13 protein-coding genes are annotated in these 20,019 nt (G+C 70.3%); 5 read left to right on the top strand and 8 right to left on the bottom strand.

From position 1 onward, the window contains the following. Positions 1 to 39 precede the first annotated feature (39 nt). Genes WQ53_RS03130 through WQ53_RS03115 form a run of 4 tightly spaced genes read left to right on the top strand, consistent with a single transcriptional unit; the run spans position 40 to position 4,715 of the window. Positions 40 to 2,133: a type VI secretion system Vgr family protein gene (locus WQ53_RS03130; protein WP_052630317.1), complete on the top strand. Its 2,094-nt coding sequence runs from the start codon at positions 40 to 42 to the stop codon at positions 2,131 to 2,133. A gap of 57 nt (positions 2,134 to 2,190) precedes the next feature. After that, on the top strand, positions 2,191 to 2,757 hold the full coding sequence (locus WQ53_RS03125) for a DUF4123 domain-containing protein (protein WP_052630315.1): 567 nt from the start codon (positions 2,191 to 2,193) through the stop codon (positions 2,755 to 2,757). Between the two features lie 12 nt (positions 2,758 to 2,769). After that, entirely contained in the window at positions 2,770 to 3,126 is a 357-nt protein-coding gene (locus WQ53_RS03120) for a hypothetical protein (RefSeq protein WP_052630313.1), read from the top strand. Continuing rightward, on the top strand, positions 3,123 to 4,715 hold the full coding sequence (locus WQ53_RS03115; RefSeq protein ID WP_144409208.1) for a hypothetical protein: 1,593 nt from the start codon (positions 3,123 to 3,125) through the stop codon (positions 4,713 to 4,715). The genes WQ53_RS03120 and WQ53_RS03115 overlap by 4 nt, the downstream gene beginning before the upstream one ends. 153 nt (positions 4,716 to 4,868) lie before the next feature. Here the strand turns inward: WQ53_RS03115 and WQ53_RS03110 are convergent, their stop codons facing one another. Next, positions 4,869 to 5,258, bottom strand: coding sequence for a DUF4280 domain-containing protein (locus WQ53_RS03110; protein WP_052630308.1), 390 nt, complete (start codon positions 5,256 to 5,258; stop codon positions 4,869 to 4,871). A gap of 34 nt (positions 5,259 to 5,292) precedes the next feature. Beyond that, on the bottom strand, positions 5,293 to 5,853 hold the full coding sequence (locus WQ53_RS17180) for an OmpA family protein (RefSeq protein ID WP_201774025.1): 561 nt from the start codon (positions 5,851 to 5,853) through the stop codon (positions 5,293 to 5,295). 284 nt (positions 5,854 to 6,137) lie between these two features. Between WQ53_RS17180 and WQ53_RS03100 the strand changes: the two genes are divergently transcribed. Further along, positions 6,138 to 7,610, top strand: coding sequence for a sensor histidine kinase (locus tag WQ53_RS03100; RefSeq protein WP_052630306.1), 1,473 nt, complete (start codon positions 6,138 to 6,140; stop codon positions 7,608 to 7,610). On the opposite strand, the gene WQ53_RS03095 is transcribed toward WQ53_RS03100, so the two are convergent. From WQ53_RS03095 to WQ53_RS03070, 6 genes are all read right to left on the bottom strand, one after another. Further along, complete coding sequence (locus tag WQ53_RS03095; RefSeq protein WP_052630304.1) at positions 7,548 to 8,387, bottom strand: glycosyltransferase family 25 protein; 840 nt, start codon at positions 8,385 to 8,387, stop codon at positions 7,548 to 7,550. The genes WQ53_RS03100 and WQ53_RS03095 overlap by 63 nt on opposite strands. A gap of 123 nt (positions 8,388 to 8,510) precedes the next feature. Further along, positions 8,511 to 13,358, bottom strand: a complete 4,848-nt coding sequence (locus WQ53_RS03090) for an MBG domain-containing protein (RefSeq protein WP_052630302.1) — start codon at positions 13,356 to 13,358, stop codon at positions 8,511 to 8,513. Positions 13,359 to 13,380: 22 nt separating this feature from the next. Further along, positions 13,381 to 15,135: a ShlB/FhaC/HecB family hemolysin secretion/activation protein gene (locus WQ53_RS03085; protein WP_052630300.1), complete on the bottom strand. Its 1,755-nt coding sequence runs from the start codon at positions 15,133 to 15,135 to the stop codon at positions 13,381 to 13,383. Positions 15,136 to 15,137: 2 nt separating this feature from the next. After that, on the bottom strand, positions 15,138 to 17,252 hold the full coding sequence (locus WQ53_RS03080; protein ID WP_082112822.1) for a CHAT domain-containing protein: 2,115 nt from the start codon (positions 17,250 to 17,252) through the stop codon (positions 15,138 to 15,140). 783 nt (positions 17,253 to 18,035) lie between these two features. Continuing rightward, positions 18,036 to 18,215: a hypothetical protein gene (locus WQ53_RS03075; protein ID WP_052630298.1), complete on the bottom strand. Its 180-nt coding sequence runs from the start codon at positions 18,213 to 18,215 to the stop codon at positions 18,036 to 18,038. Positions 18,216 to 18,284: 69 nt separating this feature from the next. Continuing rightward, a complete protein-coding gene (locus WQ53_RS03070) occupies positions 18,285 to 19,244 on the bottom strand; it encodes an acetyl-CoA carboxylase carboxyltransferase subunit alpha (RefSeq protein WP_052630297.1) in 960 nt (319 codons plus the stop codon). Positions 19,245 to 20,019: the final 775 nt, after the last annotated feature.

Here is a 20,019-nt window from a genome sequence, read left to right as displayed (position 1 = left end):
AGAAGCCCGGCACCACCATTCCCCTCCGGCGTCGCACCCATGGGCTACACCACCAGCCGCCGCATGTACCAGCTGAGCACGCCGCTCGGCGAAGACGCGCTGTTGATCCAGGAGTTCGAGGGCGTCGAGGGCGTGTCGCGGCCGTTCGAGTTCAGGCTGGACGTGCTGTCCGAGCGCGACGACATCGATCCCGCGGAGCTGATCGGCAAGCGGGTGACGCTGCGGATCGAGACCGACGAGGATTCGCGCCACTGGACGGGCATCGTCTCGGCCTTCGTGCGCATGGGCCAGATCGACGACCCGGCCACCGACGGCAACCTGCTGACGTGCTACCGCTGCACGATCGTGCCGTGGCTGTGGCCGCTGACCCTGAACGAGGATTCGCGCATCTTCCAGCAGACGAGCATCCCGGACATCGTCGAGGCGATGCTGGGCGAGTACAACCTGCGCGACTACGAACTGGAGCTGCGCGGCGCCTATCCGCAGCTGGACTACTGCACCCAGTACCGCGAGAGCGACTTCAACTTCATCTCGCGCCTGCTGGAGCGCGCAGGCATCCACTACTACGTCAAGTACGGGCCCCAGGCCGAGACGCTGGTGTTCACCGACAACAACGACAGCCATCCGCGCCTGGAGCGGGACCTGATCCGCTACGCCGAGGCGCGGGCCGCGGAGGAGGAGGACACCGTCACCGCGCTGGTCCACCGCAGCCAGCTGCGCAGCGGCCGCATGGTGATGCGCGACTACAACTTCGAGAAGCCCACCGATACGCTGGAGGCCAGCGTCGATTCGCTGGTAAGCCTTGGCGACAACCAGAACTACGAGCGCTTCCTGTATCCGGGCGACTACGGCCAGCGCGACGAGGGCGAGCAGGCGGCGCGGGTGCGGATGGAGGCCGAGGAGGCCGAGCACGAGATCCTCGACGGCGCCAGCGACGTGCGCACGCTGACCCCGGGCTACTGCTTCGAGCTCGACGGGCATCCGCAGAAGTCGATCAACCGGGAGTACATGGTGCTGTCGGTCACGCACCGCGGCAACAGCAACGTAGGCCGCGAATCGGCCGCGAGCAGCTACTCCAACACCTTCTCGATGATCCCGCGCAAGGTCGCCTACCGCGACCCCCGGGCCACGCCGAAGGCGACGATCCACGGGCCGCAGACCGCGGTGGTGACCGGGCCGTCCGGAGAGGAGATCTACACCGACAAGTACGGCCGGATCAAGGTGCAGTTCCACTGGGACCGCCGCGGCGAATACAACGACAAGAGCTCGCGCTGGGTGCGGGTGGTGCACGGCCATGCCGGCTCGCGCTGGGGGATGTTCATGCTGCCGCGGATCGGCGAGGAAGTGCTGGTCGCCTTCGAGCACGGCGATCCGGACCGGCCGCTGGTGGTCGGCAGCCTGTACAACGCCAACAACATGCCGCCGTACGACCTCCCGGGCGAAGCCACCAAGTCCACCCTGAAGAGCAATTCGAGCAAGGGCGGCGACGGCTTCAACGAGCTGCGATTCGAGGACAAGGCGGGCAGCGAGGAGGTCTTCCTGCACGCGCAGAAGGACCTGCAGACGCAGGTGCTGAACAACAGCACGGCCTCGGTCGGCGCCAACCAGCAGCTGACGGTGGGCGCCAACCAGCTGATCCACGTCGGCAAGGAGCGGCACCTGGTGGTCGGCGAGCGCGAGTTCGTCAAGGTCGAGAAGGACGTCTTCACCGAAATCGGCGGCAGCACCTCGTTCCAGGCGGGGCAGGACCTGCACCTGAGCGTGGGCATGGATACCGCGATCGACGCCGGGATGGACATCCATCTCAAGGCGGGCGTCAACATCGTGCTCGATGCCGGGGTGCAGATCAGCCTGAAGGCCGGCGGCAGTTCGATCACGATCGGGCCGGCCGGCGTCACCCTCGACGGCGCGCTGGTCCGGGTCAACTGTGGTGGCAGCCCGCTGTCGGCGAAGAAGGGCAACAAGCCGGACAAGGCCAAGCTGGCGGACGCGGCGATCAAGGGGGTCGCCGGCAAGGTCAGCAATCCTGGCCAGCAGGCGCAGGCGCAGGCGCTGCGCAAGGCCGCCGCGCAGGCGCAGCCGTTCTGCGCCGAGTGCGAGGCGGCACGTGCCGCGCTGCGGGCGCTGGCGTGAATCGGTGGCACGGGGAAGGGAAGCATGTGACATGACCGAATCGCGCAGGCCACGGCCGTGATCGACCCGGCGCTACTGGAGCGGCTTCGAGGCGTCGCCTTCGACGGTGCGGCGACCGCGCGCGACGGCGTGTTCGCGGTGCTCGACGGCGCCATGGTCGAGCGGCTGCCGGCGCGCCTGGCGGTGTCCGGCTGCGAGTATTCGTGCCTGTTCTCCGGTGCGCTCGACCCGTTGCTGGAGGAGGCCGCGCCGCACCTGGTCCGGCTGCGCGCGGACGACCCGTTCGGCGAAACCGTGCTGCGCCAGGGCTGGAACGACCACTGGGGCATCGTGCTGCACGCCGGGCCCGGCATGGGCCTGTACGAGGTGCGCCAGCACCTGCGGCGGCACCTGCGGGTACTCGATGCCGAAGGCCGCGCGATGTTCTTCCGCTTCTACGATCCGCGCGTGTTCCGGCTGGTCATCCCGCAGCTGGAGCGGCAGGCACGCCGCGATTTCTTCGGTCCGATCCGGCGCTTCGTGGTCGAAGACGAACGTCCGGACACGGTGCTGTGCTTCGAATCCAACGGCGCGCTGCAGGGCCGCGCGGTGGCGCTGTCGCCCGCGACACTGGATACGGCCTGAAGGAGGACGCAGATGTTCCAGTTCAACCGTAAGCAATTGGCCTCGATCGGAGAGCGCAGCCTGCAGGCGCGGCTGGGCGGCTACCTGGTCCGGCATTTCCCGCAGCTGCGGTCCGCGCCGGCCGGCCAGTTCGGGCATGAGCTCGGCGAGCTGCTGGCCGAGTCTCGCCGCTACGGCCTGCGCAGCCAGCGCGCCAGCGCGCTGTACGTGCTGGCCAACGTGGTCGCCGGCCGCGAAACGGTCGCCCGCGATCCGGCAGTGCGGCAGATACTGGCCGCGCGCGGGCGACCGCTGGCCGACCGCGCGCTGCTGCTGCAGATCTGGCTGACCCGGGCCGGCGCCGGCCTGCAACGGACATCGCCGCCATGAGCATGTTCGGCAACCCGGCCGGCGCAGCAGGGGCGGCGCAGCAGGCCGCTGGCCAGGCGGTGCAGCAGGCCGCGCAGGCGGCCGATGCCGCCGCGCAGCAGGCCAGCCAGGCGGCGCAGGGCGCGATGAACGAGGCGCAGGGTGCGATCGCCACCGCCGGCCAGGCCGCGGGCAGCGCCGCCAACGGCGCCCTGCAGCAGGCCCAGCAGGCGATCGGCCAGGCCGCGCAACAGGCGGGCCAGGCCGCGCAGGGCGCGATGGCGCAGGCCAACCAGGCGGTCAACGATGCCCGCGCTGCGGCCGAGAACGCGGCGCAGGGCGCGATGGCGCAGGCCAACCAGGCCATCGACGACGCCAAGCAGATGGCGGGAGACGCCGCCGACCAGGCCTTGGCCACCGCGCAGGATGCGATCGACCAGGCCCAGGCCCAGGTCCAGGGCGCGGTGCAGGGCGCGATGGAGACGGCCGCGCAGAAACTCGACGAGGCCCAGGCGCTGGCCGACGAGGCCGCGCAGCAGGCGCTGGCCAAGGCCAACGAAATGATCGACAACGCCACCGGCCTGATCGAGGACACCGTGCAGCAGGCGCTGGCCGGGGCCAACGAAGCGGTCGGGCTGGCGCGCGAGATCCTCGCCGGCGCCAGCACCCAGGCGCTGCAGGAGGTGCTCGATCAGGTCCGCGGACCGCTCGACGACGCGCTCGGCGTGCTTGGCGCCGCGCTGGACGAGTTGCCCGACCAGTTCCCGGAACTGCCGGTGGACCTGCCCAGTTCCGACTGCCCCTACGTGCAGCAACTGCGCGATGCGCTGGCGCAGCAGCTCGCCGGCGCCGGCAACGCGCTCGGCAACGCCGGCAACGCGCTCGGCGCGGTCGATGCGCTGGCGCAGCAGGCGAACAACGCGCTGGACCAGGCCAACGCGCTGGCCGACCAGGCCACGGCCGCGCTGGACCAGGCCCTGGCCGCGCTGGACCAGGCCCAGCAACAGGCCAACGCGGCGGCGCAGGAGGCGATCGCCACCGCCAAGCAGGCCGTGCAGGAGGCGCGCGACGCGGTCGAGAACGCCGCCCGCGAAGGCATGCAACAGGTGCAGGACGCGGTCGACGGCGTCCAGCAGCAGGCGCAGCAGGCCGCCGAGGGCGCGGTCGAACAGGCCAGGGAGATGGTCGACCAGGCCCAGCAGCAGGCCAATGACGCCGCGCAGGACGCGATGGCGCAGGCCGGTGCGGCGGTCGACCAGGCGCAACAGCAGGTCAACGACGCCGCGCGGGAAGCGATGGCCCAGGCCAGCGCCGGTGCGCAGCAGGCGCAGCAGGCGCTCAACGATGCCGCGCAGGGTGCGATGAACCAGGCCCAGGAAGCCGTGCAGCAGGCCGCGCAGCAGGCCGGCGACGCCGCGCAGGAAGCGCTGGGCAGCGCCCAGCAGGCGATCGGCCAGGCCAGCCAGGCCGCGCAGCAGGCCGCTCAGCAGGGCGTGGCCCAGGCGCAGGGCGCGGCCCAGGCGGCGGGTGCGGCCGCCAGCCAGGCGGCCAGTTCGCTGGGCAACGCCGGCAACGCGCTCGGCAATGCCCTGGGCGGTCTGGGCGGATAGGCGCGCGCAGCGGCGGCGCGCGAGCCGCGCCATGCGGGCTTGCGTCGTGGTGCCGCCCGGCCGTCGATCCGCGCCGCCGAGCCGCCGCCCGGACGGCAGCGGAAACGGACGCCACATGCGCCCTGCGCGCAGGCAGCCGACAACCCTGGCGCGCTAGGGGATCAGCTCGGTGGTCTGGCCCGGATTGACCACGGTGACGATGCCGGCCCACAGGCAGTTGCAGGTGCTGGTCATGTTCAGGCACGGCTGGTTGCCGAGCATCACCGTCGGGCTGCCCGGCACCCACGGCGCGACCGTGGCCGGTATGCACGGCTGCGGGGTCAGCACGCCCAACGCCGCCGAGGTCGCCGCGGCGACCTGGGGATTGGCCAGCGACAGGCACATGCCGAACGGCATGATGTTGAGCATCGGCTTGTGATCCATGATCGTCGCCGCCGGCTGCTGGCTCGACAGCATGCGGTTGACCGGCAGCACCGTCAGCGTCGACGGCGCGACGCCGAACGAACACATCAGCGTGGCGCCGTTGACCACATGCGGGACCATGGGCCGTCTCCGTCCGCGCCCGGGGGCGGCGCGGTCACTGGCTGATCGCGACGATCTCGACGCGGCGGTTCTCGGCGGCGGCCGGATCGGCGGGGTTGAGCAGGCTGTCGAACCCCATCCCCTGCGTGTTCAGGCGCGCGCCGGCGACGCCGCGCTGGACCAGGAAGTCGCGCACCGACCGCGCCCGCGCCTGCGAAAGCCGCCGGTTGTAGTCGGCCGAGCCGACGCCGTCGGTATGGCCGATGATGGTGAAGTTCCGGTCCTGCAGCTCCGGCGAAGCCAGCGCGAGCGCCAGGTTCTCCATCGTCTGCAGCGAGCCGCCCTCGATCTGGCTGGAATTGAAGCCGAACTGGATCTGCATCGAGATCGAGGCCTTCTGTGCCGGTGCCGCGGTGCTGGCCGCCGCCGCGCCGGGACGCAGCGCGCGCGTGCGTCCGGTGTCGACCGCGCCGTCGGCGCCCGACTTCGAACGCAGCTGCTCGACGATCGCGTCGACCGAGGGTTCCTGGGCGCCGAAGTTGGACTGCGCACCGGCGCTTCCACACGCGGCGAACACGCCGAGCAGGACGGCGAGACGGATGCTGGTGCTTGCCATGGCATGGGTCCTCGACAGGCTGCGGGAAGGGTCGGATTCGCGGTCGAGTGTGGTCCTGCGCGACGGCCTTGGCGATACGCCATTCGCCATATCCCGCTGTGTATAGCGCCCGGTCCGGCACCGGCGGCGGAAGGTCGGCCGCATGCACGGCCTAGCGCGGAAAGGCTATCGCCAGCGTCGCCGGCTTGGCGTACAGATGGTTCCATGGAGCCGATGCCGACCCCGGGTCCTGCTGCTGGTCGGCGCGGGCCGAGGGAGGCCACGTGACGGGCTGGCTGGCGGGAATGCGCGGGAACCTGCTGTGGACGCTGGTGATTCCCGGCGCCGGCGCGGCGATCGTGCTGGTGATCGCGACCGGCATCGCGCTCACGCGTGCCGAGGATCGCGATTTCGACCGCAACGGGCAGGCGTTGGCCGAGCGTGTCGCCGCGGCGGGGAATCCCGGATCCGGCACCATTCCGGTCGCCCAGGCCGTGCAGATCCTGGATCCGGGCGTCCGCATCGAGCGCCAGCGCGGCGACGGCTCCTGGGCCGGCGACGTCGGCCGCGCCGGGCCGGCCGGCCTGCACCTGCCACGGCTGTACACCAGCGCCGGCCCGGCCGCAGTGCGGCTGCATGTGGACGGTTCCGCACTGGCCGCGCGGCAGTCGCGCATCCTGCTGGGCTGCGCGGCGGCGATCGCCGCGATCGTGCTGCTGTCGGCGGCGGTGGCGTACGCCGCCGAGCGCAGGGTGCTGGGGCCGCTGCGCGCATTGGCCGCGGACGGGGACGACGTCCCCGCCGCCGGCGACGGGATCCAGGCGCTGGGGTCGCGCATGCGCGCCCTGCAGCGCGACCTCGACGCGTGCCGCGAGGCATTGCGGCAACGGACCTACGAGGCCACCCACTACCAGGCCGGAGCCAGTTCCGCGGCCACCGGCCGGGCGCAGTCGCTGGCGGTGGTCGGCGACCGCCTGCGCCAGCCGCTGCAGGCGATGACGCTGTTCATCGACAGCCTGAAGCGGGAAGCCTCGTCCATGACCCAGCGGCAGGCGGTGGAACGCCTGCAGCAATGCGCGGCTTCGGTGCGTACGCTGCTGGACGAACTGCAGACGTATGCGCGCCTGGACGCGGGAGTGGTGCCGGTGCAGGCCGACCAGGTGGTCGAGGTGGCCGCCGTGTTCGGCGCGCTGCGCGAGGATGCGGCACGCAACGCCGCCGCGCATGCGGTCGAGTTGCACTGGCACGACAACGGCGCCAGCCTGCGCAGCGATCCGGATCTGCTCGGCTGCCTGCTCGGCCATCTGATCGAGAACGCGATCGAGTCCGCGCCGCGCGGGCGGGTGATGGTGGCGGCCCGCCACAGGGGCGGGCGGGTCCGGCTGGAGGTGCGCGACAACGGCAGCGGCATCGCACGGTTGCACCAGGCCAAGGTCTTCGACGGGTTCTTCCAGCTCGGCGACGGCGCGCGCCGCTCCGAGCGCAAGCTCGGGCTCGGGCTGGCGACCTGCGCGCGGATCGCCAGCCTGCTCGGCAGCGGCATCGGGCTGCGTTCCGAACTGGGGCGGGGCAGCGTGTTCTGGATCGACCTGCCGCTGGCGGCGGCGCGTCAGGCGGCGGCGCACGCGCCGCGTCCGCGGCGTCCGGCCGCGTTCCCCGGGCCGCGTGCCGACGCGGCGTCGCTGTCGCCCAGGCGGGTGGCCGCGGGCGAGGCGTCATCCACCGCGGGAGTCGGCCTCCGACATCGTCCCCGCGAGGATCCGGCCGAGCAGGGCTGATTCCGGATCGCGGGAACCCGTTTCCAGCGCCGCCAGCTTTCCTTCGAGCCAGGCCGGATCGGTACCGTCCCACAGCAGCCAACGATAGGCCGTCCACCAGCCAAGTTCGCGGCTGCTCGATTCGGGCTGGATCTGCGTGGGCGTATCCGCGACCGTGGTCGCGAACGGGAACACGCCGAGGCAGATCAGCTTGCCGGCGCCGGCCAGGGTCTTCATCCAGATGTCCGGCACCATGTCCAGCTGCGTCCGCTCCTGCAGCAACCCGATGACCTTCGGGATCGAGGAGGCATTGACCAGATAGGAAGTGGCGCTGGCGAACGCCATGCCGCGCAGGTCGATCAGCTTCGTCCGCCGCTCGGCCAGCAGCCGTCGCCGGAGCCGGAACAGGTCGACCATCCCGTGCACATCGGTCGCATAGATGTCCGTCAGCAGCACGTCCCAGGGGCGGTCGCCGACCTCGGCCAGGGCCTCGCGGATCCGGCGCAGCGTCCACGGGCCGAACGCCACGTCGTCCTCGGCGATCCAGGCCGGGTACGCCGGGTCCGCGGCCGCCTGCAGGCATCGCCCATGGCTGATGCAGCACGCCTTCTCCGCCCAGTTCAACGTGCCCGGCGTGCCGAGCCGGGCCGCTTCCGCGGCATCGACTGCGACGAACCGGTTCAACGCGATCCCGGAGTCGCCCAGGTGGGCGTCGTAGCTGCGCACCACCGACGCCATCCGCTCGCGGGCGCGGTCGAGGTTGATGACATGGATCGCGCGTGGCAGCGGAGGGCTCATGGGAACCGGTGAGGGCACAAGGACGCCTGGCCCGGAGACTGTGCCGGGATCAGGTCCGGGTCAATACGGCCGTGCGCCGCGACCCGCCGGGTTCGGTGGCGGGTCGCGGCCAGTCCATGCCGCTCAGAAATCGTCGCAGCCGTTGCGGCGGTTGCCCTGGATGCAGTTGGTCAGGTTGGGCCGGGTCTTCACCCGCGACCATTCCCGCGCCAGCATGTCGCCTTCGTCGGTCGCGCTGGTGCGCAGCAGGTCGGAAACGACCGGGCAGATCGGGGCCATGCCGAGGTTGCGGTCGTACAGGTAGTTGTCCTGCGGCTGGCGCACCAGTTCGGTGGCGAACAGGGTGCCCTGCAGTCCGAACACGGTCAGCGCGACCGCATTGCCGGGCGCCTGCTCGAACACATAGTTGGTCGCGCTCAGGCCGCTGCCCAGGATCGGATAGATGCCGACCCGGGCGAACCGGTCGGCCGGACTGGCGAATGCGAGCGTGCCGGTGGTCGCGTCCGCCAGCGTCTCGCCGTTGCGCAAGCCGGTGACGGTACCGCCAAAGAAGCCGTTGGGCTGGCCGACCAGTCGGCTGTAGGGATCGGCGACGTAGAGCAGGGTGGCCGGCGTGATCTGGTAGGCGGTGGCGTTGCCGGGCGCCTGCTCGAACACGTAGTTGCCCGCGCTCAGGCCGCTGCCGAAGATGGCATAGGTCCCGACCGGCGTGGTCGGGGCGGTATCGGAGGCGAACGCGAGCGTGCCGGTGGTGGCGTCCGCCAGTGTCTCGCCGTTGCGCAAGCCGGTGACGGTGCCGCTCAGCAGGCCTTCGGGGTCGCCGTAGACGCGGCTGTACGGATCGGCCAGGTAGAGCAGGGTGGCCGGCGTGATCTGGTAGGCGGAGGCGTTGCCGGGTGCCTGCTCGAACACGTAGTTGCCCGCGCTCAGGCCGCTGCCGAAGATGGCATAGGTCCCGACCGGCGTAGTCGGGCCGGTATCGGAGGCGAACGCGAGCGTGCCGGTGGTGGCGTCCGCCAGTGTCTCGCCATTGCGGAAGCCGGTGACGGTGCCGCTCAGCAGGCCTTCGGGGTCGCCGTAGACGCGGCTGTACGGATCGGCCAGGTACAGCAACATGGCCGGGGACACGTCGAGGGTGCCGGGCGTCAGGCTGATCACGTATCCGGCCGGCGAGGTGAAGCTGCCGTCGATCGGGTACTGGCCTACGTTGCTGGTGATCGTCGCCGTCGTGGAGACGTCGCCGACGATCACGTTGGCGGCGATGTCGTCCAGGATCACCCCGTCGACATCGAATCCGAACGTCGGGTTGTCCAGTCCGTATTCGCGCGAGTGGCTGCCGATGACGACCGTAGCGGTCGGTTGCTGGGTGTAGATGAATTGATTGTCGGTATCCGAAACGGTGACGCTGCAGCTGCTGCTGTCATAGGCGCAGCCGTACAGGTTCGGCAGCGGCCCGGATCCGGCCAGCCCGCCGCGGGTCTCGCCGACCCAGGTGTCGGCCCAGACCCGCCACAGGTTGCCGGCGTCCAGCGTTGCGCCGCCGGTGTTCTGCAGGGTGCCCGCGGTGACCAGCGTGATGTCGTTGCCGGCGCTGACGTCGGCGGCCAGGGTCAGGTCGCCGGCCAGGTTCTGTATGAGCACGTCGTCGCCGGCGGCCAGGCCGGTCGCCGACAGCGCCTGCGGCGTGTTGTCCGCCGCCGCGAAGCCGAGCGCGTCGACGTCGCCGATCGCCAGCGCGCTGGTGTCGACGTAGTGGAACTCCCCGGCGGCGTCGCCGGCCAGGGTGTTGCCGGAAACGTCGTTGGCGGGGTTGTCCAGCAGCACGTCGCCGCCGGTGGAGCGCGCCAGCAGGCTTTCCGCAGTGATCGCGCCGGATGTGCCCTGGCCGATCCTGCCGGCGCTGACCAGTGCCAGCGTATAGCCGTCGACATTCAGGGCCGCATCGATCCAGATCCCCTCCGCGTCGCTGCCGCCGGCCTGCAGGCTCAGGTTGCCGACACGCTGCAGCGGCTGTTCCACGTCGATCAGGCCGGTCTGGATGTCGCTGCCCAGGACCACGTCCGGTGCGATGATGCGCTGGAAGTCGCCGGGATCGAGAACGAACCCGGCAGAGCCGCCGATCGAGATCGGATCGTCCGGGCGCTCGTAGACGTTGCCGTTGACATCGACACCGCCCGGGCGCAGGTTGATGATCCGGGAGGCCGCCACCTCTTCCCCGAACACGATCGCCGGCGATCCGTCGCTGGTGGCGGCCTGCAGCACGATTTCTTCGGCGGCCACGCAGGGGCCTGTATCGCCGCAGACGCTGCTGTCACTGGTGTACAGGAGGATGCCGGCCTGCTCGCCGTTGGTCGCGCTCGATTCCCCGACGATGCGCACGCGCGAGGTCGCCGCGCCGCCGATCCGGGTGCCCGCGCCCAGGAATACGCCCGCCGCCTGGTCGGCGTAGGAGGCGGAGGCGGTGCTGGAGGCGCGCCCGGCGATCTCGATGCTTCCGCCGTCGCTGGTCACCTGCGAGGACTGGACGGTCACGCCATATGCGTCGCGGGGAAACGAACTCGTCGTCGTCCCCACGCCGGTGATGCGTATATCGCCGCCCGCCCCGTGCAGTCCGCTGCCTGACGCCAGCACGACGCCATCGCCGCCGAACAGGTTGCGGCCGAATAGCTGCTGGCCGCCGCCGCCGCTGAAGATCGTGCTTTCGTACAGGGCCACCCCGGGGTCGTAGCCGCCGAGGCCGCGCAGGCGCACTTCGCCGCCGCTTCCGGTGGCGTCCCGAGTATCGATGCTGCTCGATTGCAACCGGATTCCGCCCTCTTCGCTCGTGGCCACGCCCTGGTCCGGGTTGTCCTGTCCGTAGAACCAGACGTTGCCGCCGCGGCTGAGGATGGTGGCGTTGGTCAGGTGGATGCCGGCATCGTCGGAATTCGGATTGGCGGTGGCGTTGGCGTCGGCATTGAACAGCACGTGCAGAGGGCCGCCGCCGCCGTCGATCGTGACTCCTTCGACCGGTGTACTGCCGTTGATGTGGATATCGGTACGGATCCCCCGGTGGGCATCGAGGCGGAAGGACAGCTCGGCAGTGCCGTTGCTGCGGACGATGTGCACCGGATCCGGGTCGGACAGGAACACGATGTCGCCGTTCGAGTCGCCCGTTGCCGGGTCGCCGGTGGTGATGTGCACGCTGGTGCCGGCGTCGAGCGCATTGTTGATGTCGCCGTCCTGGATGTAGCTGTCGCCTACCGGATCCAACGGATTCGATGGCAGGGAACCGCTGGCGTTGCCGTGCACGATGAAGACGTCGTACGGGTCGATCAACCAGGTGCCGGCTACGCCTTGAGGTGCGCCCGCGTCGATGCCAATGCCGCTCAGTTGCACGCCGCCGCCGGAAGTCTCGATCCATCCGCCGTTGCCGCCGGCCGTGCCGCCGCGCGCGGAGAACTGGCCATATGCGCGCAGCCCCGTACTGCCGAAGGCCCGGATGCTGCCGCCATCGCCGTTTCCGGTCGCGTTGGCGCGCAGTACGGTGCCGGCTTCGATCCCGATGGGGCCGTTGTCCGCGAGGAGCGCGATGCTGCCCCCGCCCGACACGCCGCTCGCATCGATTTCAATGGGCCCGGATATCGTGCTGTTGGGATTGTCGTACAGGAGGATGCCACCCTGCTCGGTGGCGAGACTCACCTCGCCCCCGCTTGCCGTTCCGAAGCCCCGGGCCTGCACGCGTATCGGACCGCTCAGCAGGATGCTGGTCCGGCTATTGAGGTCTCGGTTGTTGAAGGAAATGCTGCCTCCGCGGCCGGAGCCGAGCGCATCGCTTCGCAGCACCAGGGGGACGTCGTCCGGAGTGTCGAAGTTGTAGCTTTCCAGCCATGTCTGGAACAGGCTGTCGATGACGATCCGTCCGCCGCCGGTGGTGCCGCTGGCGTCGATCAGGGTAGGGTTGTCCGCGCCTGCCGCGCTGTCCGACAGGCCGGCGATGGTCACTTGCGCGGCGCGCAGTTCGATATCGCCGCCGGACTCGCTGGCGCCGGGTCCGGTGGCATCGACGACGGCTCCCAGGATGCCGGTGTCGGAATACCCCGTACCCACCTCCAAAACGCCAGCCCCGGCGTCGAGCACGATGCGGCCCCCGCGGTTCTGCAGCGTGCGTGCGCGGATGATGCCGTTGTGATGCAGGTACCCGCCAGAACTGTCGGAGTGGCCGGCATCGGTCTGGGTGCGCAACAGCACGTTGCCGCCGTCCGCCTGCAGCAGGCCTTCATTGGAGATCCGCCTGTCGCCCGCGCCCAGGCCGATCGACACCTGGGTGAGTCCGTCGCCGAAGAAGTCCAGCGTGACCTGCCGCGAAGAGGCCAGTACGACAGTGCCAAGGTCGGCGATGATGGCGCCTGCGTTGGTGATGTCGCCTCCCAGCAGGGCGATCGTGCCTCCGGAAGCGGCGACCAGTTCGCCGTAGTTCTCGACGAACCCCACGCTGGTGTTGCTTCCCGAGTCGAAAATGAAGCTTCCGTTGGCGACGCCGCCGAGGAAGTCCGGGTCGCTGATGGCGATCGTCGATGCGACCAGCCCGCCGACACTCACCCGCGCGGTCTCGCCGAAGAGCACGCCGTTGGGGTTGATCAGGAATACGCGGCCGTTGGCGTTCAGCGCGCCGAAGATCTCGGAGGGCACGGTTGTCATGACGCGGTTGAGCGTGACGCCGCTGCTGTCGACATGGTTGAAGGTGACGCTGGCCGATTGGCCGATCGAGAACGAAGTCCAGTTCACGATGGCGCCGGTCGTCGTCTGGTTGATGACCATGCGCGCGGTGTCGGGGATCGAGATGGCGGCGGCACCACTCACCACGGCCCCCCCGGTCGGAAGCTCGTCCGCCGGCGGGGCCGCCTGTGCCGTGGCCGCCAGCGCCACCAGGATCGCGCCGGTCAGCGGGCGGCGCAGCGTGTATTTGTGCCGGTTGCGTTGGCGGGTCATGTCGGTCACTCCGCGCTTCCTGTCAGAAGCTCTTCATCATCTGGACGTACGCCATCGGCGAACGATCGCCACCGTTGGCGGCAGTCCTGTGGACAAGCGGCCAGGCGGCGGTGGCACTGGCCGAGAAGCCGTTGCGGCTGCCGTAGTTCAGCCCGATGCCCGGGCCACGCAGCGTGCGGCCGCGGTCCGTATCGAACTCGCCGGGATTGTGGTTGAAGTCTCCGGTGCCGATGTCGTAGAACACGAAGCCGGTGAAGGACCGGCTCATTGCCCAGCGCAGCTCGACGTTGGCGATCGCGCCTTCGTCGACCAGCACGTCGCCCGGTTCGTAGGCACGCACCGCGCGCGGGCCGCCGAGCGCGAGCTTTTCGGAGGCGTCCAGGTTCCTGTCGGAGGCCTGGCCGCCGATCGCGACGTACAGGCTCAAGCGCTCGCCCAGCGCCTGCAGGCGCGCGGCCTGCAAGGTCAGCTTGTTGAAACTGCCGCCGATGCCACGGCCGAGGATGCTGTCGTCGACCACGCGCGAGGCTTCGTCGAGCAGGTCCAGGTCGCCGTGGTACAGCGCGCCGCTGGAACTCCAGTAGCCGCCCCCGCCGAAGCCGTCGCGCCGTTCCCAGGCCCAGCTGAAACCGACGCCGGTGATGCGCTTCTCCGACTTGAAGTCGACCGCGCGCAGTTCGTCGGTCAGTTCCTTGCGGTCGACGAATCCGCGCAGGAACAGGTTCTGGCCACGCTGGCGGATCAGCGGATGGGTGACGCCGATGTCGTAGATCCGGGCGATGCCGACTGCATCGAGGATCTCGAAGCCGCCGCCGAGGCTGTAGTACACCCGCGAAGCGCCCATTCCCAGCCGGGTGCCGTTGCTGCCCAGCGGCAGCTCGTAGGCGATGCGCCCGAACAGGGTGCCGTCGCCGCCGAACAGGCGGTCGTCCGATGCCAGCAGGCGCAGGTCCAGGTTGTCGCCGATGCGCAGCGGACTCGCCCAGCGCAGGGTGCCGCCCAGGCGCCAGCGGCCGACTTCCTCGTTGCCGTGGTTGTCCAGCTCGACGTTGAAGCGCACCCGGTCGCCGGGCGCGACCTGCACCACCAGGTTGCTGCTGCCGGCCTGGCGGCCGGTTTCCAGCACCGATTGCGGGCGCACGCCGGGCAGGTCGGACATCAGCAGCATCGTCCGCTCGTAGCGCGGTCCGTCCAGCGGCTCGCCCACGACCAGCGGCGCGAGCATCGCGGCGATGCGCTCCTCGGAGATCGGGGTGGCCGGATCGAGCTCCAGCGATACGCCGCCCAGCCTGCCCTCGACGACGCTGATCTCGACCGTGCCGTCCATGATTTCCTGCACCGGCAAGACCGCCTGCGCCAGGACGTAGCCGTGCTCGTGGTAGTGCCGGGTGACGCGCTGGGCGAGCTGCTGCAGGTCCGCGAACGCGACGGTGCGTCCGATCCGGTCCGCGACCAAAGCTTCCAGTTCCGGCGTGCCGAACGCGGTCGCGCCCCGGAACACGACCCGCTGCAGCACGAAGCTGGCCTCCATCTGCGGCGGCGGCGCCAGTTGCTGCGGCTCCTGCGCGGACATCTGCGCACAGCCGGTGCGGCAGCCCGGGCCGTCGTCGCCGTCCGCGCCGGTCGGCCGCAGGTCCGGCAGGTCGGGTGCCGGCAACTGCTGCGGCGACTCCTGCGCCTGTGCCGGCAGCGACAGCGCAGCGGCCAGGGCGAGGACCAGCAGGCGCGGCCCGGTGCGGACCACCGCAGGGGATATCGGATGCGGAGTGGCGGCCATGCTCAGTTCCTCGTAGTCAGGCGCCAGTTGCCGATGACGTTGAACGGCGCCCAGAAGAACGGATGCTCGAATTCCTGCCGCGACAGAAGCGCCAGCTGGGCATCGCGCATCGCGCTCTGCACGTCGGTGCCCTTGGCCAGTTCGCCGTACAGCGTGGTCATCAGCACTTCGGTGGCGTCGTCGGCGACCGGCCACAGCGAAAGGATCAATGCCGACGATCCGGCCGACAGGAATGCGCGCGAGAAGCCGAGCACCTCGTCGCCGGCGGCGATGCGGCCCAGGCCGGATTCGCATGCGGACAGCGTCACCAGCGCCACGCCGTCCATGTCCAGTGCCAGCACCTCGTGCGCTTCCAGGAAACTCTGCCTGCCGTCCTCGTTGGCCAGCAGGATGCGCGAATACAGCGGGTCGACCCGGTCGGCCTCGGCGTGCGCGGCCACGTGCAGCAGGCGCGCGCTGCCTGCCGATTCGCGGAAGCGGGTCTTGGTGGCGGCATCGTTGAGATAGAGCGTGGTGCGCGGGAACAGGGCCGCCAGCTTCTTGACCTCCTCCTCCGATGCCGGCAGCGCGTATTCCGGAGCGACGTCCGGGTTCCCGAACGCGACCAGCGTCGGTTCGACCCGTCCGTCCCTCGCGGCCAGCTGCGCCGCGATGCTGATCGATGGCGCGATCGCGATCGGGTGGCCCTGGATCAGGTATTCCCCCCGCGGCCGCAACGCCTGGAACGGCAGGTAGTGCAGCGACCCGTGCGGCACGATGATGAGGCGCGTGCCCGGCTCCAGGCCGAGCGGCGGGATCAGCAGATCGCCGATCTGGCGCGCGCCGTCGACCGCAGCGTGGCGGCCGGCGACGATCGAATCGCGGAACGCCTCCACCAGCAGCTCCAGTTCGGCGCGGGGCAGCGGATAGGCGGTCTCGCGGATGCCGCCGGGCGAGACGACCCAGGCCAGCAGCCTGTCCTCGAGGGAATGGAACTCGATCACGCGCTCGTCGGGGCGCAGCAGGCCCTGCAGCGTCTTCAGGTCGATCGTGCTGGTAGCCGTCCGCGACAGCTGGCCGCGGTCGCGTACTTCGTCCAGCAGCGCCCGCGCCCGGCTACGCTCGCTGTAGTCGAACGCCTGCGCCGGTCGGCCCAGCTGCGAGTTCAGGTCGACCACGCGCTCGAAGATGTCCTGCACGTCGGAGAACAGGCCCATCTTGAATTCTTCGCTGCGGAAGCGGGCGCGCACCTGGTCCAGGCTGTCCACCGCCTGGGCCAGCGCATCGGTTGCGGCGGCCCGGTCGCCGAGCGCCAGCTCGCTGCGCGACATTCCCTCCAACGCCCACAGCCGCTGGTACGCGTCGTCGCTGCCGCCGCTGCGTTCCGCCAGCGCGCGGTAGCGGTCGCGCGCCTGTTGCGGCCGGTTCTCGGCCAGCAGCAGTTCGGCCTGGCTGCGTTCGAACTGGCCGTACAGGCCGGGCTCGGCCGGTACCGCCATTGCGTCCAGCAACGCGCGCGCGCGCGCCAGGTCGCCGGTCTTGACCAGCGCATTGGCCAGCGAGGTTTCCACCAGCGGCCGGTAGCGTTCCGAACTGCCCTGCAGCGCGGTTTCGTAGCTCGCCACCGCCGCGGCGTGGTCGCCGCGGCGCTGCTGCACGTCGCCGATGATCTTGTGCGCCGGACCGACCACCTGGGTTGGATCGGTGGCCTGGTACTGCAACGCCTGGCGGGCGAACTCCTCGGCCTTGTCCAGGTTGCCGGAATAGCTGTAGGCGATCGCCAGGTCGCGGCTGGCCTTGGCGACCAGGTCCTGGTTGCCGGTCTGCTCGCCCAGCGCCAGCGCCATGCTTGCCGCGCGGATGCTTGCGCGGAAATCGCCCGCTTCGGCCAGCGCCACCGCCTGGCTGCAGTACTGGTAGCCGTCGAGCTTGACCTCCTCCTGCTGGTACAGCAGCGCGCCTTCGCTGCTCAGCTGCAGCGCGGTGTCGGCATCCTGCATGCGCGCGGCGGCGGCCTCGGCCGACGCGCGCTTCGCCTCCGGAACATCCCCGGGCTCCCGGGCCAGCGCCTGCGTTCCGCCCAGGGCTGCCAGCAACAGCAACGCCGATGGGCGGATGAAGCATGGGAGCATGCGCATCGTCACTCTCCAGGTCGGGCGTGAAGCTGCCGCGTTCGGGCGACGCGAGGCGGCCATGCCGCATCGGGCCATCCGCAAGTCTAGGAAGCGGATTCCCGACACCACCATTGACAGGACGACATAGTCCTTTCGGCCAATCGTCTTCCGCGGGACGTCCGCACGTTGCATCGCGGCCACTTCCGGTGACCGCTTCCGGAGAAACGGAAACCTGCCCAGCGAACGGTCAGCGCCGTCGCATCCGCCGTCCGGCGCCGGTGCGACACCCGCATCCGGACTCGCGCGCACGCCGCTGGTCGGGCGACGGATCGACGGATGCGCAGCCGTGCCGCTGTCGTGATCGCCCGCCGCTTCCGCCCGGGAAGGGGCGGAGACAGGATCGGCGCGCCGACCGGCATCGCATGGCGGTTACGCGTGGATGTCCGGCCCGCCGGCTTTCGTGCGTTCTTCCCGTCCGCTCCGGCTTGCGCCACGCGAACGGCCGCGATGCTGCGGGTGGCGCACGAAGGCGCGAAGGCGGTCGGCGAGTGTTGCGAGGCGGCCAAGGCGGCGCTGGAAGCGCGGACCGGTCCCGCGACGCGTGGCGATGATTTCGTCGCCCAAGACCGGTTGGCGGTGCAAGGCTCGGAGGAATACGGCCAGTTCTATCTCGTCTTCCAGGCCCATCCGGGCGCCAGCGTGCGCGAGGCGGCGGGCGGCTGCATGCAGGCGGCCACGGCAATCAACACCGCCATCCCGCTTTCGCGGCCAGTCTGCGACCGGCTCGCGGCGGAGACTGCAGCCTGCTCAGCGCACCTGGCGGAGGATCACCACTACTGCGAAGATCCAGCACACCGCGACGAACCAGGCCAGCACGAAGTTCGGGTTTGTGCGGCGGTGGCGGAACAGGCGGTTGACCACCACCGCCACCAGCACCGGCACCACGAACATGGCGGTCGGCAGGACCCAGCCGGGCAGGGCGCTCATGCGAAGAGCCCCGCGGGCACGGTGGCCGGACGGCCGGCATGAGGCCGGCGCGCCGTCATGCGAAGGACGTCAGGCCGCCTCGTACGCGCCATAGCCGTGCAGCCGCGCGTAGCGCCGCTGGACCAGCTCTTCGACCGGGATACGCTCCAGCGTATCGAGTTCGTTGAGCAGCACGGCCTTGAGCCGCCTGGCCATCTGCCGCGGGTTGCGGTGGGCGCCGCCGGTTGGCTCGCGCACGACCTTGTCGACCAGGCCCAGGCCGTGCAGGCGCTTGGCGGTCAGGCCCAGCTGTTCGGCCGCGTCCTTGGCCTTGCCCGCGTCCTTCCACAGGATCGAGGCGCAGCCTTCCGGCGAGATCACCGAGTAGGTGCTGTATTCGAGCATCACCGTGCAGTCGCCCACGCCAATGGCCAGCGCGCCGCCGGAACCGCCTTCGCCGATCACGGTGCAGATTACCGGCACCTTCAGTTCGGCCATCTCCAGCAGGTTGCGGGCGATGGCCTCGGACTGGCCCCGCTCCTCGGCGTCGATGCCCGGCCAGGCGCCGGGGGTATCGATGAAGGTCAGGATCGGCAGGCCGAAGCGCTCGGCCAGCTTCATCAGGCGCAGCGCCTTGCGGTAGCCCTCGGGCTTGGGCATGCCGAAGTTGCGGCGGATCTTTTCCTTGGTGTCGCGGCCCTTCTGGTGGCCGATCACCACCACCGGGCGGCCGTCGATGCGGGCCAGGCCGCCGACGATCGCCTTGTCGTCGGCGAAGGCGCGGTCGCCGGCCAGTTCCTGGAACTCGTCGCAGAGCACGCGCACGTAGTCCAGGGTGTAGGGGCGGGCGGGGTGGCGGGCAAGCTGGGAGACCTGCCAGGAGCTGAGGTCGCGGAAGATCTGGGCGGTGCGCTTGCGCAGCTTGTCCTGCAGCGCGTGCACTTCGGCGTCGACGTTGACCGCCGGGCCGGTGCTGGCGCTGCGCAGTTCCTGGATCTTGGCTTCCAGGTCGGCGATGGGCTGCTCGAAATCGAGGTAGTTCGGGTTCATCCGTTAGCCGGCGGGGCCGGGGAGTGCAGGAGGCGGGCAGTGTAGCCGAACGGACCGGAAGCGACCGGACCGTACGGTACGGAGGGTGGGGTTGGGTCCAAGCCACCAAAGCCAAGGCAGGAGCGTCGGCTTCGGAGGGGGCCGCCGTGCCCAGGGGGTCTGGCGCATCGCTCCGCTGCGGCGTCCTGCCTCCGAGTCGCGACCGCAGCACATCCCTGTGCTGCTTGCGCCAGACCCCCTGGGCACGACGGCCTCGGGAGCTTTGAGGGCGTGGCTTCGATCGGAGGAGCAACAGCAAGGCTCCCTCCCCGGCCCTTCCTTTCGCCTGCGGCGAAAGGAAGGGAAAACCCATGGCAGCACTTGCTTTCTGTAGGAGCCCAGCTTGCTGGCGACACGGGCGTCGGAATCATGAGGGCATCGCCTGTGCCGACGGCATCGGGTCGCCGGCTGAACCCGGCTCCTACAACAGCCACAGCGCGACCGCTCTTCTGTAGGAGCTGACCTCAGTCGGCGACACGGGCGTCGGAATCACGACACCGTCGCCTGTGCCGACGGCGTCGGGTCGCCGGCTGAACCCGGCTCCTACAACAGCCACGGCGCGGCCGCTCTTCTGTAGGAGCTGACTTCAGTCGGCGACACGGGCGTCGGAACCACGAGGGCGTCGCCTGTGCCGGCGGCGTCGCGTCGCGGGCAAGCCCGGCTCCTACAAGAGCCAAGACCGGCAGCCGTGGGCTGTCCTCCGGCCGAACGAAGCCACGACCTGGAAGCTCCCGAA

This window comes from Pseudoxanthomonas suwonensis (assembly GCF_000972865.1).
In the GTDB taxonomy this organism is placed as follows: domain Bacteria; phylum Pseudomonadota; class Gammaproteobacteria; order Xanthomonadales; family Xanthomonadaceae; genus Pseudoxanthomonas; species Pseudoxanthomonas suwonensis_B.
Note: the sequence above shows the minus strand (reverse complement) of the source record. Positions and strands in the feature narration are given on the sequence as shown.

Bases quoted from the DNA above. Each gene is read 5' to 3' on its own strand.
- WQ53_RS03130 (WP_052630317.1), top strand. From the start codon at position 40: ATGGGCTACACCACCAGCCGCCGCATGTACCAGCTGAGCACGCCGCTC.
- WQ53_RS03120 (WP_052630313.1), top strand. From the start codon at position 2,770: ATGTTCCAGTTCAACCGTAAGCAATTGGCCTCGATCGGAGAGCGCAGC.
- WQ53_RS03115 (WP_144409208.1), top strand. From the start codon at position 3,123: ATGAGCATGTTCGGCAACCCGGCCGGCGCAGCAGGGGCGGCGCAGCAG.
- WQ53_RS03110 (WP_052630308.1), bottom strand. From the start codon at position 5,258: ATGGTCCCGCATGTGGTCAACGGCGCCACGCTGATGTGTTCGTTCGGC.
- WQ53_RS17180 (WP_201774025.1), bottom strand. From the start codon at position 5,853: ATGGCAAGCACCAGCATCCGTCTCGCCGTCCTGCTCGGCGTGTTCGCC.
- WQ53_RS03100 (WP_052630306.1), top strand. From the start codon at position 6,138: ATGCGCGGGAACCTGCTGTGGACGCTGGTGATTCCCGGCGCCGGCGCG.
- WQ53_RS03095 (WP_052630304.1), bottom strand. From the start codon at position 8,387: ATGAGCCCTCCGCTGCCACGCGCGATCCATGTCATCAACCTCGACCGC.
- WQ53_RS03090 (WP_052630302.1), bottom strand. From the start codon at position 13,358: ATGACCCGCCAACGCAACCGGCACAAATACACGCTGCGCCGCCCGCTG.
- WQ53_RS03085 (WP_052630300.1), bottom strand. From the start codon at position 15,135: ATGGCCGCCACTCCGCATCCGATATCCCCTGCGGTGGTCCGCACCGGG.
- WQ53_RS03080 (WP_082112822.1), bottom strand. From the start codon at position 17,252: ATGCGCATGCTCCCATGCTTCATCCGCCCATCGGCGTTGCTGTTGCTG.
- WQ53_RS03075 (WP_052630298.1), bottom strand. From the start codon at position 18,215: ATGAGCGCCCTGCCCGGCTGGGTCCTGCCGACCGCCATGTTCGTGGTG.
- WQ53_RS03070 (WP_052630297.1), bottom strand. From the start codon at position 19,244: ATGAACCCGAACTACCTCGATTTCGAGCAGCCCATCGCCGACCTGGAA.